Annotated in this window: 10 protein-coding genes; 7 read left to right on the forward strand and 3 right to left on the reverse strand. The window is 72.2% G+C overall.

What is annotated here, in order from left to right:
• The first annotated feature begins 6 nt into the window (after window positions 1-6).
• The 6 genes from GXW83_RS09650 (at window position 7) to GXW83_RS09675 (ending at window position 10,517) form a co-directional block, all read left to right on the forward strand.
• Window positions 7-1,095, forward strand: coding sequence for an FtsX-like permease family protein (locus GXW83_RS09650; RefSeq protein ID WP_182442661.1), 1,089 nt, complete (start codon window positions 7-9; stop codon window positions 1,093-1,095).
• Window positions 1,092-1,826, forward strand: a complete 735-nt coding sequence (locus GXW83_RS09655; RefSeq protein WP_182442662.1) for an ABC transporter ATP-binding protein — start codon at window positions 1,092-1,094, stop codon at window positions 1,824-1,826. Before GXW83_RS09650 ends, GXW83_RS09655 begins: the two co-directional genes overlap by 4 nt.
• 51 nt (window positions 1,827-1,877) lie before the next feature.
• Entirely contained in the window at window positions 1,878-3,224 is a 1,347-nt protein-coding gene (locus GXW83_RS09660; RefSeq protein ID WP_182442663.1) for an acyltransferase, read from the forward strand.
• A 147-nt stretch (window positions 3,225-3,371) separates the two neighbouring features.
• Entirely contained in the window at window positions 3,372-4,094 is a 723-nt protein-coding gene (locus GXW83_RS09665; RefSeq protein WP_225447459.1) for a VIT1/CCC1 transporter family protein, read from the forward strand.
• Between the two features lie 362 nt (window positions 4,095-4,456).
• Window positions 4,457-9,061, forward strand: a complete 4,605-nt coding sequence (gltB, locus tag GXW83_RS09670; protein WP_182442664.1) for a glutamate synthase large subunit — start codon at window positions 4,457-4,459, stop codon at window positions 9,059-9,061.
• Window positions 9,054-10,517, forward strand: a complete 1,464-nt coding sequence (locus GXW83_RS09675; protein ID WP_182442665.1) for a glutamate synthase subunit beta — start codon at window positions 9,054-9,056, stop codon at window positions 10,515-10,517. Before gltB ends, GXW83_RS09675 begins: the two co-directional genes overlap by 8 nt.
• A gap of 267 nt (window positions 10,518-10,784) precedes the next feature.
• Here the strand turns inward: GXW83_RS09675 and GXW83_RS09680 are convergent, their stop codons facing one another.
• The 3 genes from GXW83_RS09680 to GXW83_RS09690 all read right to left on the reverse strand — a co-directional run bounded on the left by GXW83_RS09680 (window position 10,785) and on the right by GXW83_RS09690 (window position 15,251).
• Complete coding sequence (locus GXW83_RS09680) at window positions 10,785-12,611, reverse strand: phospholipase C (RefSeq protein WP_182442666.1); 1,827 nt, start codon at window positions 12,609-12,611, stop codon at window positions 10,785-10,787.
• Between the two features lie 169 nt (window positions 12,612-12,780).
• Window positions 12,781-14,031: an iron uptake transporter deferrochelatase/peroxidase subunit gene (gene efeB, locus GXW83_RS09685; RefSeq protein ID WP_182442667.1), complete on the reverse strand. Its 1,251-nt coding sequence runs from the start codon at window positions 14,029-14,031 to the stop codon at window positions 12,781-12,783.
• On the reverse strand, window positions 14,028-15,251 hold the full coding sequence (locus GXW83_RS09690) for an EfeM/EfeO family lipoprotein (RefSeq protein ID WP_182442668.1): 1,224 nt from the start codon (window positions 15,249-15,251) through the stop codon (window positions 14,028-14,030). The genes efeB and GXW83_RS09690 overlap by 4 nt, the downstream gene beginning before the upstream one ends.
• Before the next feature lie 227 nt (window positions 15,252-15,478).
• On the opposite strand from GXW83_RS09690, the gene pyk reads away from it, so the two are divergent.
• Window positions 15,479-16,924 (forward strand): pyruvate kinase, encoded by a 1,446-nt coding sequence (gene pyk / locus GXW83_RS09695; RefSeq protein ID WP_182442669.1) that lies wholly within the window; start codon window positions 15,479-15,481, stop codon window positions 16,922-16,924.
• Window positions 16,925-16,957: the final 33 nt, after the last annotated feature.

A 16,957-nucleotide genomic window follows, 5' to 3' on the forward strand; every position in this document is an offset into this window, starting at 1 on the left:
TCCACCGTGTTCGTCGCCCTGCGTGACATCCGCTTCGCCCGGGGGAGGTTCGCCCTGATGGGAGCCGTGGTCGCGCTGATCACCATGCTGGTGGTGTTCCTCTACGGCCTCACCGGGGGACTGGCCGCCGGGTCCACCTCGGCCGTGGCCGGGCTGCCGGTGCCCGGCATCGTCTTCGGCGCCCCGGCCGGGGCGGTGCCCGAGGTGTCCTTCAGCGACAGCGGCATCAGCCCGGCCCAGCTGGCCGCCTGGCGGTCCGCGCCGGGGGTGCGGTCGGTCGAGCCGCTGGGCGTCGCCATGTCCAGGATGACCAGCGCGGGCGCGGCGGCCTCGGTGAGCGTCCTGGGGACGGCCGCCCGGCTGCTGCCGCCGCTGCTCTCCGGCAGCGCGCCGGGGGAGGGGCAGGTCGCGGTCGGCCGTGCCACCGCCGCCGCCGACGGGATCGCCGTCGGCAGCACGGTCACCGTCGGCGCCCGGACGCTGCTGGTCTCCGGCATCACCGCCGACCGCTCCTACGCCCACGCGCCCACGGTGTGGACCACCGAGCCCACCTGGCAGCAGCTCAGCGGGGCCGCGCAGCCCAGCGTGCTGGCGGTCAGCGCGGGCAGCGCGGACACCGCCGCGCTGGACCGGGCGGTCGGCACCGACGCGGTCTCCCGCTCCGCCGCCCTGGCCGGGATCGACGGCTACTCCGCCGAACAGGGCAGCCTGCAGCTGATCCAGGGCTTCCTGTTCGCGGTCAGCGCCCTGGTCGTCGGGGCCTTCTTCACGGTGTGGACGGTGCAGCGCCGGGCCGACATCGCCGTCCTCAAGGCGCTGGGCGCGTCCGGCGGCTACCTGGTCCGGGACGCCCTCGGCCAGGCCCTGGTGCTGCTGGCGCTGGGCACGCTCGGCGGCGCGGCGGCCGGGCTGGCGGGCGGCGCGCTGGCCGGGGGCGGCCCGGCGGGCGGCGGCGGTCCGCCGTTCGCGCTGACGCCCGCCACCGCGGCCGTGCCGGTCCTGGCCATGGTCGGGCTGGGCCTGGCCGGGGCCGCGCTGGCCGTCCGCCGCATCACCTCCGTCGATCCGCTGACCGCGCTGGGAGCCAACCGATGACCGACCGCACTCGCCCCGCCGCCGCCGACCCCGCCGCCGGGCTGGTGCTGCGCGATGTCGTGCTCAGCTATCCGGACGGCGGCAGCCGGATCACCGCCCTGGACCGGGTGGGGCTGGCGGTCGCCCCCGGCGAGCTGACCGCCGTGGTCGGCCCCTCCGGCTCGGGCAAGTCCAGCCTGTTGGCGGTGGCGGCCACGCTGCTGCGCCCCGACTCGGGTCAGGTGCTGGTCGGCGGCCAGGAGACCGGAGCACTGTCCGCGAAGCAGAGCACCGCTCTGCGACGGAAGCACATCGGCGTGGTGTTCCAGCAGTCCAACCTGCTGGCCTCGCTCACCGCGGTGGAGCAACTGCTGGTGGTCGCCCACCTCTCCGGCGGCGACCGGCGCGCCGCCCGGGCCCGCGCCGAGCGGCTGCTGGACTCGGTCGGGCTGGCCGGCCGGGTCCAGCAGCGCCGGCCGCACCAGCTCTCCGGCGGCGAACGCCAGCGCGTCAACATCGCCCGGGCGCTCTACTCCCGCCCGACGGTGCTGCTGGTGGACGAGCCCACCTCGGCGCTGGACCACGAGCGCGGCGCCCGGATCATGGCCCTGCTCGCCGACGCCACCCGGGAGCACACGACTGCGACGCTCCTGGTCACGCACGACCGCGCGCTGCTGGACCGGGCCGACCGGGTGCTGTCGATGCAGGACGGACGTCTGGAACCGGCCGCACGGTTCCCCGATTCCGTGTGATGTTCCTACCGGATTCAGGAATCCCTCAGAAGCAGGGCTTAGGCTCCTCGCGTGATTCAGGTAAGAGTCAGGCAAACCGTCCCCGCCCAGGGCCAGCCCGCCGTCCAGCCGCCCGCCGCCGACGGGACCGCCGACGGGACCGCCGCTGCGGCCGCTGCCGCCCGGCCCGCCGCCGCCCGGCTGGGCTGGCTCGACGCGCTGCGCGGGATCGCGGCCCTGGCCGTCGTCTTCCAGCACGCCGGGCCCACCCTGTTCGACGACGCCTACCGGCACAGCCACCAGTACCTGGACGCGGGGATCTTCGGGGTCTTCCTGTTCTTCCTGATAAGCGGGTACATCGTGCCCGCCTCGCTGGAGCGCCGGGGCGATCTGCGGGCCTTCTGGGCCGGGCGGATCTTCCGGATCTACCCGCTCTACCTGGTGGTGTTCGCCGCTGCCCTGCTGCTCCTGCCGCGCGCCCACGCCGGAGTCGGCACCGCCGTGTTCCAGCACCCCTGGCTGTCCCTGGCGGCCGACGGCATCCTGCTGCAGGACCTCCTCGGCGTGCCCAACGGCCTCGACGTCGCCTGGACCCTCTGCTACGAGATGGTCTTCTACTTCCTGGTCTCGGCCCTGTTCCTGTGCGGCTGGCACCGGCGCAGCGCGCCGGCGGCGTCCGGCTTCGCGGCGGCGGCGCTGTTCGCCGGCGGGCTGCTGCCGGTGGGGCTGCTGGTGCCGTCGCTTCCGGCCACCGAGCGGACGGTCGCGGTGGCCGCCGCGACCGTGGTCGCCGCCCTGGCCTGCATCCTGAGCGGCCGCCGGGCGGCGGTGCGCTGCGGCGTGGCCGCGCTCGGACTGCTCGGGCTGGTGCTGGTGCTGGTGGACGGCCGCTCGGCGGCGTTCGAGAGCACGATGATCCTGGCCACCATGTTCACCGGCACCGCCATCCAGCGGGCCGAGCGCGGGCAGATCCGCCGCCGGTACGCGGTCGCCTGCTGCGCCTTCGTCTTCACGGCCGGGCTGCTGGCCGGGGACCGGTACGCGGGCACCCGGCTGAACCTGATCTGGACCACGTCCGCCTTCAGCTGGTGCACCGCCTTCGCGGCGGCCTGGCTGGTGTTCGGCGCGGGCATGCTGCTGCGCAGGCGGCGGACCCCGGCCTGGCTGAGCCGGCTGGGCGCGATCAGCTACGCGGTGTACCTGCTGCACGTCCCGCTGCTGCACGCCGTGCAGTGGCTGCTGACGGACATCGGCTGGGCCCCGTACCGCGACCTGCCCGCCGAATTCGGCTGCACGGCCCTGTTCCTGGTGGTGCTGCTGGCGCTGGCCAACGCGCTGCACCGGTGGGTGGAACTGCCCGGGCAGCGGCTCGGCCGCCGCCTGCTGAAGGGCCGCCGCGAGGTCCGCGCAGGAGCATAGGAAAGGCTAACCTTGCAGGTCAGATGGGGTGGTTAGGCAGTACTGCCTTGCTGGCACGGCATCAGCGAACGCGTTAACTTCGGCAGTGTGACCACGACAGTGCCGTACTCCTCCGCCTCTTCCGCCGCCGCCGACCCGCGCCCCACGGTGACCGCCGACTCCATAGCGGCCACCGCCGAGGCGTACGCCCACACGCACCGCGACGTCAGCGGCGGCTGGCTGCGCCCGGCGGTCTTCGGTGCGATGGACGGGCTGGTGTCGAACTTCGCGCTGATGGCGGGCGTGGTCGGCGGCGACGCCGGGCACCGGGCGATCGTGCTGACAGGGCTGGCCGGGCTGGTCGCCGGGGCCTGCTCGATGGCGGCGGGGGAGTACACCTCGGTCGCCTCCCAGCGGGAGCTGGTCCAGGCCGAACTGGAGGTGGAGCGGCTGGAGCTGCGCCGTCACCCCAACGAGGAGCTGGCCGAGCTGGCCCAGCTGTACGTCGAACGCGGCGTGGAGCCCAAGCTGGCGTTCGAGGTGGCGCAGCAGCTGACCGCCGACCCGGAGCGGGCGCTGGAGGTGCACGCCCGCGAGGAACTGGGCATCGACCCGGCGGATCTGCCCTCGCCGCTGCTGGCGGCCGGCTCGTCCTTTGCGGCCTTCGCGCTGGGCGCGCTGCTGCCGCTGCTGCCGTACCTGCTGGGCACCACCAGCCTGCTGCCCTCGCTGGGGCTGGCGCTGCTCGGGCTGTTCGGCTGCGGCGCCGTGGTCAGCCGGGTCACCGCGCGCAGCTGGTGGTTCAGCGGTCTGCGGCAGCTGGCGCTGGGCAGCGTCGCGGCCGGGGTGACCTTCGTCCTGGGGCAGCTGATCGGTGCGCACCTGGGCTGACCGCAGGGGGTGTGCGGCGGGTCAGCAGGAGGTCGGCAGCGGCGTCGTCGACGCTGTCCAGGTGGTGTTACTCACACCGTGTGATCAGGTAAACCCACTGTTTCGGCTCCGGGTCGTTCGGGCACACTTGCGACAACACACCCGGCTCTCGAACACCGAGGGGGGCCGTGTTTCGAGATTGCCGAGCATGGCCTCAAACAGGGCCTGACCTGCTGGCTAAGTCCACATGATGGACTCTGGAATCCACTTAGTGGAATCTCGGGCATCATGTAACCTGCACGACACCGCAGAGGGCCAGCGTCGTCCCGGATGCGCATGTGAATTGCGACCATGCCGAACACGACGACACGACGGGAGAGCCGATGCTGTCTGCGTCCCCGCGCTCTGCTCATCAGAACGACAGGGCCCCCCGCCCCTACCAGGCCCTGGCCGACGGGCGCCCCGCCCCGCAGGGCCTCTACGACTCGGGCAACGAACACGACGCCTGCGGTGTCGGCTTCGTCGCAACCCTCACCGGCAAGGCCGAGCACCGCATCGTCGAGCAGGCGCTCACCGTGCTGCGCAACCTGGAGCACCGCGGCGCCACCGGCGCCGAGGCCGACTCCGGTGACGGCGCGGGCATCCTCACCCAGATCCCGGACGCCTTCCTGCGCGCCCGCGCCGGCTTCGAGCTGCCCGCGGCCGGCGCCTACGCGGTCGGCATCGCCTTCCTCCCCGACGACGACGCGGCCGACGCCGCCGCCGTCGCCACCATCGACGCGATCGCCGCCGAGGAGGGCCTCACCGTCCTCGGCTGGCGCGACGTCCCGACCAGCCCGGACCTGCTCGGCGACACCGCCCGCTCGGTCATGCCGCGCTTCCGCCAGCTGTTCGTCAGCGACAGCGCCGGCCTGCGCACCGGCCTGGAGCTGGACCGGATCGCCTTCGTGCTGCGCAAGCGCGCCGAACGCGAGAGCGGCGTCTACTTCCCCTCGCTGTCCGCGCGCACCCTGGTCTACAAGGGCATGCTCACCACCGGGCAGCTGGAGCCGTTCTTCCCCGACCTGTCCGACCGCAGCTACACCACCGCGATCGGCCTGGTCCACTCCCGCTTCTCCACCAACACCTTCCCCAGCTGGCCGCTGGCCCACCCGTACCGCTTCATCGCCCACAACGGCGAGATCAACACGGTCAAGGGCAACCGCAACTGGATGACGGCCCGGGAGTCGCAGCTGGCCACCGACGCCATCCCCGGCGACCTCAACCGGATCTTCCCGATCTGCACCCCGGACCACTCCGACACCGCCTCCTTCGACGAGGTGCTGGAACTGCTCCACCTCGGCGGCCGCAGCCTGCCGCACGCGGTGCTGATGATGATCCCGGAGGCGTGGGAGAACCACACCACCATGGACCCGGCCCGCCGCGCCTTCTACCAGTTCAACTCCAACCTGATGGAGCCCTGGGACGGCCCGGCCTGCGTCACCTTCTCCGACGGCACCCGGATCGGCGCCGTGCTGGACCGCAACGGCCTGCGCCCGGCCCGCTACTGGGTCACCGAGGACGGCCTGGTCGTGCTGGCCTCCGAGGTCGGCGTGCTGGACATCCCGCAGGACCAGGTGGTCCGCAAGGGTCGGCTGCAGCCCGGCCGGATGTTCCTGATCGACACCGCCGAGGGCCGCATCGTCGAGGACGAGGAGATCAAGTCCGCCCTCGCCGCCGAGAACCCCTACCAGGAGTGGCTGCACGCCGGCTCGATCACCCTGGACGCCCTGCCCGAGCGCGAGCACATCGCCCACACCCACGCCTCGGTGACCCGCCGTCAGCAGACCTTCGGCTACACCGAGGAGGAGCTGCGGATCATCCTCGCGCCGATGGCCAGGACCGGCGGCGAGCCGCTGGGCTCCATGGGCACCGACTCACCCATCGCCGCGCTCTCCGAGAAGCCCCGGCTGCTCTTCGACTACTTCACCCAGCTGTTCGCCCAGGTCACCAACCCGCCGCTGGACGCCATCCGCGAGGAGCTGATCACCTCGCTGTCCAGCAACCTCGGTCCCGAGGGCAACCTGCTGCACGCCGAGGCGGCCTCCTGTCGCTCCGTCACCATCCCCTTCCCGGTGATAGACAACGACGAGCTGGCCAAGCTGGTCCACATCAACCAGGACGGCGACCTGCCCGGCCTGAAGGCGGTCACCCTCTCCGGCCTGTACAAGGTCGCCGGAGGCGGCCCCGCGCTGGCCGCCCGGCTCGCGGAGATCGCCGACGAGGCCGACGCCGCCATCGCCGAGGGCGCCCGCATCATCGTCCTCTCCGACCGGCACTCCGACGCCGAGCACGCGCCGATCCCCTCGCTGCTGCTCACCGCCGCCGTGCACCACCACCTGATCCGCACCAAGCAGCGCACCCACGTCGGCCTGATCGTGGAGGCCGGAGACGTCCGCGAGGTGCACCACGTCGCGCTGCTGGTCGGCTACGGCGCGGGCGCGGTCAACCCGTACCTGGCCATGGAGTCGGTCGAGGACCTGGTCGCGCAGAACACCTTCATCCAGGGCACCGAGCCCGAGAAGGCCATCCGCAACCTGATCTACGCGCTCGGCAAGGGCGTCCTCAAGGTCATGTCCAAGATGGGCATCTCCACCGTCGCCTCCTACCGGGGCGCGCAGGTCTTCGAGGCGATCGGGCTGTCGCAGGAGCTGGTGGACAGCTACTTCACCGGCACCACCACCAAGCTCGGCGGCATCACCCTGGACCAGATCGCCCAGGAGACCGCCGCCCGCCACGCCCAGGCGTACCCGGTCTCCGGCATCTCCCCGGCCCACCGCCGACTGGAGATCGGCGGCGAGTACCAGTGGCGCCGCGAGGGCGAGCCGCACCTGTTCGACCCGGACACGGTGTTCCGGCTGCAGCACTCCACCCGCACCAAGCGGTACGACATCTTCAAGCAGTACACCTCCCGGGTGAACGAGCAGGCCGAGCGGCTGATGACGCTGCGCGGGCTGTTCGGCTTCAACGCCGAGGGCCGCGAGCCGGTCCCCCTGGACGAGGTCGAGCCGGTCAGCGAGATCGTCAAGCGCTTCTCCACCGGGGCCATGTCCTACGGCTCCATCTCCATGGAGGCGCACGAGACCCTGGCCATCGCCATGAACCGCATCGGCGGCAAGTCCAACACCGGTGAGGGCGGCGAGGACCCGGAGCGGCTGCACGACCCGGAGCGCCGCTCCGCGATCAAGCAGGTCGCCTCCGGACGCTTCGGCGTCACCAGCGAGTACCTGGTCAACGCCGACGACATCCAGATCAAGATGGCCCAGGGCGCCAAGCCCGGCGAGGGCGGGCAGCTGCCCGGCCACAAGGTCTACCCGTGGGTGGCCCGGACCCGGCACAGCACCCCCGGCGTCGGCCTGATCTCGCCGCCGCCGCACCACGACATCTACTCCATCGAGGACCTCGCCCAGCTCATCCACGACCTGAAGAACGCCAACCCGGCCGCCCGCATCCACGTGAAGCTGGTCTCCGAGGTCGGCGTGGGCACGGTCGCGGCGGGCGTCAGCAAGGCCCACGCGGACGTCGTCCTGGTCTCCGGGCACGACGGCGGCACCGGCGCCTCCCCGCTCACCAGCCTCAAGCACGCCGGCGGCCCGTGGGAGCTGGGCCTGGCCGAGACCCAGCAGACTTTGCTGCTCAACGGCCTGCGCGACCGGATCGTGGTGCAGACCGACGGCCAGCTGAAGACCGGCCGGGACGTCGTCATCGCCGCGCTGCTGGGCGCGGAGGAGTTCGGCTTCGCCACCGCGCCGCTGGTGGTCTCCGGCTGCATCATGATGCGCGTCTGCCACCTGGACACCTGCCCGGTCGGCGTCGCCACCCAGAACCCGGTGCTGCGGGAACGTTTCAGCGGCAAGCCCGAGTTCGTCGTCAACTTCTTCGAGTTCATCGCCGAGGAGGTCCGCGAGCTCCTCGCCGAGCTGGGCTTCCGCAGCATCGAGGAGGCCGTCGGCCACGCCGAGCTGATCGACGCCGCCAAGGCCGTGGACCACTGGAAGGCCAACGGGCTGGACATCGCCCCGCTGCTGCACGTCCCGGCACTGCCCGAGGGCGCTTCGCTGCACCGGACCACCGCCCAGGACCACGGCCTGGACAAGGCCCTGGACAACCAGCTGATCGAGCTGAGCCAGGAGGCCCTGGAGCACGGCGAGGCGGTCCGCATCCAGCTGCCGATCCGCAACGTCAACCGCACTGTCGGCACCATGCTCGGCCACGAGGTGACCAAGCGGTACCGGGGCGAGGGCCTGCCCGAGGGCACCATCGACGTCACCTTCACCGGCTCCGCCGGGCAGTCGTTCGGCGCGTTCGTGCCGCGCGGCATCACCCTGCGGCTGGAGGGCGACGCCAACGACTACGTCGGCAAGGGCCTGTCCGGCGGCGTGCTGGTGGTCCGCCCCTCCCGGGAGGCGGCCGCGATCGGCGCCGACGCCCAGAACCACGTCATCGCCGGCAACACCATCGGCTACGGCGCCACCTCCGGTCGCATCCACCTGCGCGGCAAGGCCGGCGAGCGGTTCGCGGTGCGCAACTCCGGTGCCACCCTGGTCGTCGAGGGCGTGGGCGACCACGGCCTGGAGTACATGACCGGCGGCCGGGTGGTCGTCCTCGGCGCCACCGGGCGCAACCTGGCGGCCGGCATGTCCGGCGGCATCGGCTACGTGCTCGACCTGCGACCCAACAACGTCAACACCGGCATGGTGGGCATCGAGGCCCCCGACGCGACCGACCGCGAGTGGCTGCGCGAGACCGTCCAGCAGCACTACGAGGAGACCGGCTCCACCGTGGCCGCCGAACTCCTCGCCGACTGGGGCAGCGGGCTCTCCCGCTTCTCCAAGATCATGCCCCGTGACTACAAGGCCGTGCTCGCCGCCAAGGACGCCGCCGAGCGAGACGGACTCTCCGAGTCCGACACCACTGCGAAGATGATGGAGGCCGCCAACCATGGCTGACCCCAAGGGCTTCCTGACGACGCCCAAGCAGCTCGCCGACCGCCGCCCCGTGGACGTCCGGATCAGGGACTGGAACGAGGTCTACGTCGAACGCAGCCTCCTGCCCATCATCACCAAGCAGGCCGGCCGCTGCATGGACTGCGGCATCCCGTTCTGCCACAACGGCTGTCCGCTGGGGAACCTCATCCCCGAGTGGAACGACCTCGCCTACCGGGACGACTGGAAGGGCGCCATCGAGCGCCTGCACGCCACCAACAACTTCCCGGAGTTCACCGGGCGGCTGTGCCCGGCGCCGTGCGAGTCGGCCTGCGTCCTCGGCATCAACCAGGACCCGGTGACCATCAAGAACGTCGAGGTCACCATCATCGACAAGGCGTGGGACAACGGCGGGGTCGCCCCGCAGCCGCCGGACCGGCTCTCCGGCAAGACCGTCGCCGTCGTCGGCTCCGGCCCGGCCGGGCTCGCCGCCGCCCAGCAGCTCACCCGGGCCGGCCACACCGTGGTGGTGTACGAGCGCGCCGACCGCGTCGGCGGCCTGCTGCGCTACGGCATCCCCGAGTTCAAGATGGAGAAGCGGCACGTCAACCGGCGGGTGGAGCAGATGCGCGCCGAGGGCACCCGGTTCCGCACCGGGGTCGAGGCCGGTGTGGACATCACCGGCCGCCAGCTGCGGGACCGCTTCGACGCGGTCGTCATCGCGGCCGGCGCCACCACCGCCCGCGACCTGCCGGTGCCCGGCCGCGAGCTGCGCGGCATCCACCAGGCCATGGAGTACCTGCCGCTGTCCAACAAGGTGCAGGAGGGCGACTACGTCGAGTCGCCGATCAGCGCCGCCGGCAAGCACGTCATCGTCATCGGCGGCGGCGACACCGGCGCGGACTGCCTGGGCACCGCCCTGCGGCAGGGCGCGGCCTCGGTCACCCAGCTGGAGATCATGCCCCGGCCCAGCGACGACCGCCCGGCGCACCAGCCCTGGCCGAGCATGCCCATGGTCTACAAGGTCACCTCCGCGCACGAGGAGGGCGGCGAGCGCGTCTACGCGGTCAACACCACCCGCTTCACCGGCGACGAGGACGGCAACGTCCAGGAGCTGCACCTGGTCGAGGTGGAGTTCAAGGACGGCCGGTTCGAGCCGGTCCCCGGCACCGAGCGCGCCATCCCGGCCCAACTGGTCACCCTGGCCATGGGCTTCACCGGCACCGACACCAGGAACGGCCTGGTCGAGCAGCTCGGCGTGGACCTCGACGCCCGGGGCAACGTCGGCCGCGACGACCGCTTCGGCACCAACGTCGACGGCGTCTTCGTGGCCGGGGACGCCGGGCGCGGCCAGTCGCTGATCGTCTGGGCCATCGCCGAGGGCCGCTCCGCCGCCAAGGCCGTCGACAGCTACCTCTCCGGGCGCGCCTCGACGCTGCCCGCCCCGATCCGCCCGACGGACCGCCCCCTCACCGTGTGACGTGCCACCTGTGGCACAGTAGAGGGAGCAGCCCGGAAGGCTGCGTTACCGCGTCCCCGCCAGCGCCGCCGGATCGCCGCGGAGAACAATGAGCACCTGCCTCTCGTCCCCGACCAAGGTGAGAGGCAGGTGCTGCTTCATGTCCGGGCCCGCCCGCGCGGCGGACGCCCGGCCGTACGCCGAAGGGACCCGCCCCCGGGACGAATCCCGGGCGCGGGCCCCTGGTGCGCTGCCTGACGGTCAGGCGAGCCGGTCGGACGACGCCGTTCAGGCGACCTGGCGGCGGCGGTTGCGGCGGGCCACCCAGTAGCCGGTGCCGATCGCCGCGAGCGCGGCCGCGCCCAGGGCGCCGGACAGCTCCACCGAGTTGGAGGAGCTGGTGGCCGAGGCGGTGTTCTGCAGCGGCAGGCTGGCCACGGTGTCCTGGTTGTCGAACACGGTGATCGGCCGGACCGAGGCGACCGAGCCGTTGGCGTTGAGCAGCACCTGCTTGTCGTTCGGGTGCTGGAAGTCGAAGGCCGAGAACAGCGAGCCCGAGGTGGTGTCGAAGGAGCCGGCGCCGATGTGGCCGGTGCGCCAGTTGCTCTCGATGAACGCGGTGATCGACGCCTGGGTGGTGAACTTGTCGTCGATGTAGTTGGTGCGCGAGTAGGGCGAGATGACCAGCAGCGGCTGGCGCGGGCCCGGGCCGCAACGGTCCAGGTAGCCGGCGGCGGCGGACGGACCGGCCTGGCAGGCGGCGGCGTCCTGGGTGGAGTCGGTCGAGCCGTTGGTCGGCGCGTGGTAGACGTGGTCGTACCAGCCGTCCGAGTCGTCGTAGGCCAGGACCACGGCGGTCGAGGACCACTCCGGCGACTTCTGCAGCTCGTTGATCTCCTTGATCAGGAAGTTCTGCTCGTCGATCGGGTCGGACGAGGCCGCGTGGCCGTCCTCGTAGGAGGGGGCCTTGAGGAAGCTGACCGCAGGCAGGTCGTCGGCGGCCACCGCCTGGTCGAAGTACGACATGTCGTACTGGTGGTTGGCCTGGCCGTTGTGGCCGACCTCGGCGAGGCTGGTCGGCGCCAGGTGGTGCGGGTTGGCCGTCGAGGCGTAGTACTGGAACGGGTCGTGGTGCGGGACGTAGTCCTCGGACGCCTCGCCCAGGACGTTCGCGTGGGTGGTGCCCGCGCACTTGGCGTAGGTGCCGGCGCCGGCGTACGGGGTGCTCGGGGTGAAGCCGCCCTCGAACCAGCCCCAGGTCACGTCCTTGGCGTTGAGCAGGTCGCCGACGTTCTTGCCGGTCATCTCGGCCAGCGCCGAGGTGCTGGTGTGGTCCTTGTCGGAGCAGTCGTCGTAGGCCGGGTCGGTGTCACCGTTGATGGTGCCCACGCCCTGCGCGTTCGGCGACTGGACGACCGAGGTGACCGGGGTGGTGGTCCGCACCGGGTCGGTGGTGCTGCCGGTGCCGGTGTCCGAGACCACGCCGTGGGTCTGGCCGGAGACCAGGTTCAGCGCGCCCGGGGTGGACGGGCCGTAGGTGGCGTCGAAGGAGTTGTCCGACAGCACGTAGTTCTGCGCGTAGTTCCACAGCGCGGTGACGGTGTTGCCGTCGTAGTAGTCCATCGCCAGGCCCGGGGCCTCGTACAGGCCGCCCGAGCAGGTGTCGCGGGAGGTGTTCTGCACGAACAGGTCGGCCTTGCCGCTGTCGTACGCCAGCTGCTCCGGGTTGTAGTTGTGGTTCTGGTCGCAGGTCACCGCCTCCGAGGGGGACAGCCGCTGCGGGGCGTACAGGTTCGGGTTCTTGGTCAGCAGGCCGGCGTTGGCCTCGGTGGTGATCCGCTTCGGTGTGTTCTTGGCGGCGGTGAACGGCGTGCCGTCGGTGTTGGCCGCCTTCGGGTACGTCCCGAAGTAGTGGTCGAAGGAGATGTTCTCGCCGTAGACGACCACCAGGTGCTTGATCGGAGTCGCCGTGCTCGTCCGACCAGCGTGACCATGGCCGCCGTGGCCGCTGCCCGCCCACGCCGGGGAGGCCCCCGCCGCCGCGATCAGCGCCGCCGCGCCGGCCAGGGCGGCGAGACGCCGCCCGTACCGGGCACCACCAGAAAATGTCGACATACCGAGCCCTCCGCAGGACCGAGTGGAACAGGCACACCAGTGCTTGATGGGGAGAGCGGCCGACCTCTCGACCCGCCGCTCACGTCCCGCATCCTCGGGCCCCGGCACGACCCGCGCGGAGCCTGATGATGAAGGGAGCGTGAACGGCGGGTGAGAAGAACCTGCAGACTCACACCAACAGTGAACTCCCCAGCCAATCCCGGGCATTCCGTACACCCGGCAGGACGAAGAAGTACCCGCCGCCGTACGGCGAGATGTAGTCGATCAACGGCTCGCCCGCCAACCGGTTCTGCACCGCTATGAACTGACGGTCCAGATCCTGCTGGTACGCGCAGAACACCAGGCCCATGTCGAGGTTGCCGTTGCTGTCCGTCCCCAGGTCGTAGTTGTATCCGCGCCGCAGCATCCGCAACCCGTCCGATCCCGGGGTGCGCGGATTCGCCAGCCGCATGTGGCTGTCCAGCGGGATGACGTCGCCCATGGGGTCGGCGGTGTACTGCGGCGCGTCGGTCTCCAGCTGGCCGTCCAGCGGAGCGCCGGAGGAGCGCTGCCGCCCGATCATCCGCTCCTGCTCGTTCAGCGACACCCGGTCCCAGAACTCCACCCGCATCCGGATCACCCGCACCGCCAGGTACGAGCCGTTCACCGCCCAGGCCGGCTCGCCCTGCCCCGGGCCCACCCAGACCACCTGGTCCATCGTCCGGGCGTCGTCCACCGGCGGGTTGGCCGTGCCGTCCCGGAAACCCAGCAGGTTGCGCGGGGTGCCGCTGGGGCGCGGCGGCGAGTTGAAGCCGTCGATCCGCCAGCGCACCTGCATCCCGCCGCGGGTGTGCATGGCCAGGTCCCGCAGCGCGTGCGCGACCGTGTCCGCGTTGTTCGCGCACAGCTGCAGCATCAGGTCGCCCTGGCACCAGGCCGGATCCAGGTCGTCGTCCGGGAAGGAGGTCATCGGCTTCAGCCGCAGCGGCTTGCGCGCCGCCAGGCCGAAGCGCCCGTCGAACAGCGACGAGCCCACCGCGACCGTCGCGGTCAGCCCGTCGGCCGGGACCTCCGGCCCGAGCACCCCGGAATCCGACGGCGGCGCGCTGATCCCCAGCGGCTCCGGCACCCCGCCCGCCGTCAGGAAGCGCAGCCGCTGCGTCAGCGTACCCAGCAGCTCCGACAGGCCCGCCCGGTCCGCCGCGGTCACGTCGAACGAGACGAAGGCGGCGCAGCGCTGCTTCTCGGTCAGCACCCCGGCCTGGTGCACCCCCTCGAACGGGTAGGACGCCGCCGGGCCGGAGTCGGCCGCGGGCGCCGAGGCCGCCGCCGACGCGGCGGAGGAGGCCACCGCCGCGCCGGTCGCCGCGCCCACCGCTCCCGCCGCCAGCGCACCGCGCAGCACCGACCGCCGGTCCACCTGTCCACCCCTGCCCGTCATGAGGTCCTCCGTACGTCGCACACGGCCGCGACCGGTGCCAGATCGTCCACCAGCTGCCCGAACACCGCGTTCAGCTGCTCCCGCCGGGTGGTCGGCAGCGACCCCAGCGGCGCCCCGCCCAGACCGGCCAGCTCCGCCTCGGCGGCGGCCATGTCCGCGTTGATCTGCGGCAGCGTCGTCATCCTGGTCGACAGCAGCGGCTTCAGCAGCGTCAGCGCCTCCTGCGTGCCCTGCAGGTTGGCCCCCACCGTCGCCAGGTTGGAGCCGCTGCCGTAGTCGGTCCGCCCGGTCAGCTCGAACTGGACGGCGTTCTCCACGATCTCGTGCGCCCGCAGCCCCAGCAGCAGCGGATCCATCTGCTCGGTCGGCCACTTCGCCTGGAGCGCCCGGACGTCCTTGCCGAGCGTGGCCGCGACCGGTGCCAGCGCGCTCGCCGACTGCCCGTGCCACAGCCCGTACTCCAGCCGGTGGAAGCCGGTGAAGCCGGGGTCGGTCAGCCCGTCGGGCAGGCCCTGGGTGGTGCCGTTGATGCTGCCGTCCAGTGGGCCGAAGGCGTCGTAGGCCGCGCCCAGCCGCTCGTAGTCGAGGTGCGCCGGCAGCCAGTCGGTGCGCGCCGCGGCCAGGTCGCCGTGCGCCACCGCGGCCTGCAGTGTGTCCACATCCCGTACCAGGCCCGGGAGTTGGGTGGACACCCAGTGCTCGTAGGCCAGCGTCGGCGGGATCAGGTCCTGCTGGGTCACCGGCACCACCGCGGGCGAGCCGCCGCCGCTGCCGGCCACCTTCACCACCGGGCCCTTGACCGCGGCCTCGTCCTGCGGCAGGCACTGGAAGGTGTAGCTGCCCGCGGCCAGCCGCACCACGAACGGCCGGGTCGTGCCCGGCGACAGGCTCTCCACCTCGCCGACGACCGCGCCCGCCGCCGTCTCCAGATAGGCGTCGGCGGCCACCGGACCGGTACCGACCAGGTCGAACACCTGCAGCCCGGTGTGCGGGGCGGTCCAGCCCCGGCCGCAGGTGTCGGACGCGATGTCCACCGTGGTGTGCGGCAGCCCGGGGTAGCCGTCCTGCGGCGCGGCGGGCTTCGCCGGGGAGGACCCGTGCGCGTAGGCCACCGCCCCGGCCCCCAGCGCGACCACCGCCGCCGCGGCCCCGGCCACCAGCCAGGGACGCCGCCATCGCGGCCGCCCTCCGGGCTCCCCGGGCTCCTCGGACTCCGTCACACCGCACCCCGCCTGCTGCTCCGTAGTGATACCGGGGACTGATGTTAGGCAAGCCTCACCAGCGCCGGAACCCGAGATCCGGCTCAACCCCTTGAGTTCCACGGGAGTTCATCTGCGCGCCGCCCGGCGGGCCGCGCGGAGAAGTTCCACCGGTCTTCGCCGTGCGTACACTCGGCGACCCTGGAGGGCCTCGTCACTACCGGCCGGTAAGACCTACGCTCGGAGTCATGCGCCGAGCAAAAATCGTCTGTACGCTAGGCCCCGCCACCGACTCGTACGACCAGATCAAGGCTCTGGTCGACGCCGGTATGGACGTGGCCCGCCTCAACCTCAGCCACGGCTCCTACGCCGAACACGAGGAACGCTACCGCCGGGTCCGCAAGGCCGCCGACGAGACCGGCCGCAGCGTCGGCGTCCTCGTCGACCTGCAGGGCCCCAAGATCCGCCTGGAGACCTTCGCCGAGGGTCCGGTCCTGCTGGAACGCGGCGACCGCTTCACCATCACCACCGAGGACGTCCCCGGCGACCGCCACTGCTGCGGCACCACCTACAAGGGGCTGTGCGGCGACGTCAGCCCCGGTGAGCGCATCCTGGTGGACGACGGCAGGGTCGCCCTGGAGGTCGTCGGCGTCGACGGCACCCGGGTGGAGTGCGCCGTCGTCGAGGGCGGCATGGTCTCCGACCACAAGGGCCTCAACCTGCCCGGAGTGGCTGTCAGTGTCCCCGCGCTCAGCGACAAGGACGTCGCCGACCTGCGCTGGGGGCTCCGTGTGGGAGCCGACATGATCGCGCTCTCCTTCGTCCGCAGCGCGGACGACATCAAGGACGTCCACGACGTCATGGCCAAGGCGGGACGCTACGTCCCGGTCATCGCCAAGGTGGAGAAGCCGCAGGCGGTGCAGAACCTCGAGGGCATCGTGGACGCCTTCGACGGTGTCATGGTCGCCCGCGGCGACCTCGGCGTGGAGATGCCGCTGGAGCAGGTGCCGCTGGTCCAGAAGCGCGCCATCAAGCTCTGCCGCCGCAACGCCAAGCCGGTGATCGTCGCCACCCAGATGCTGGACTCGATGATCAGCGCCTCCCGGCCGACCCGCGCCGAGGCCTCCGACGTCGCCAACGCCGTCCTGGACGGGGCGGACGCGGTGATGCTCTCCGGTGAGACCAGCGTCGGCAAGTACCCGGTGGAGACGGTGCGGACCATGGCCCGCATCGTTTGCGCGGCCGAGGAGGACATCATCGGCGCGGGGCTGCCCCCGCTCACCGAGAGCAACAAGCCGCGCACCCAGGGCGGCGCGGTGGCCCGGGCGGCCGCCGAGATCGGCGACTTCCTGGACGCCAGGTACCTGGTGGCCTTCACCCAGTCCGGCGACACCGCGCGGCGGCTGTCGCGCTACCGCTCGCCGATCCCGGTGCTGGCCTTCACCTACGAACCGGCCGTCCGCAGCCAGCTCTCGCTGAGCTGGGGCGTGGAGACGTTCATGGGCCCGCTGGTCGACACCACCGACGAGATGGTCGCCCAGGTCGACGCCGCGCTGCTGGAGCTCGGCCGCTGCGAGCCGGGCGACCGCGTGGTGATCACGGCCGGCTCGCCGCCCGGCCGCGAGGGCTCGACCAACCTGGTCCGGGTGCACCACGTCGGCCAGGACGACTCGTCCACGCCGGCCGCCCACTGACCCCACGCGGGAGCCGCACACGAACCGAGCCCG

Origin of the sequence: Streptacidiphilus sp. PB12-B1b (assembly GCF_014084125.1) — a bacterium.
Lineage (GTDB): Bacteria > Actinomycetota > Actinomycetes > Streptomycetales > Streptomycetaceae > Streptacidiphilus.

What these genes read in the sequence shown, in the direction of transcription:
- GXW83_RS09655 (WP_182442662.1), top strand. Translation starts at nt 1,092, where the DNA reads ATGACCGACCGCACTCGCCCCGCCGCCGCCGACCCCGCCGCCGGGCTG.
- gltB (WP_182442664.1), top strand. Translation starts at nt 4,457, where the DNA reads ATGCTGTCTGCGTCCCCGCGCTCTGCTCATCAGAACGACAGGGCCCCC.
- GXW83_RS09675 (WP_182442665.1), top strand. Translation starts at nt 9,054, where the DNA reads ATGGCTGACCCCAAGGGCTTCCTGACGACGCCCAAGCAGCTCGCCGAC.
- GXW83_RS09680 (WP_182442666.1), bottom strand. Translation starts at nt 12,611, where the DNA reads ATGTCGACATTTTCTGGTGGTGCCCGGTACGGGCGGCGTCTCGCCGCC.
- efeB (WP_182442667.1), bottom strand. Translation starts at nt 14,031, where the DNA reads ATGACGGGCAGGGGTGGACAGGTGGACCGGCGGTCGGTGCTGCGCGGT.
- pyk (WP_182442669.1), top strand. Translation starts at nt 15,479, where the DNA reads ATGCGCCGAGCAAAAATCGTCTGTACGCTAGGCCCCGCCACCGACTCG.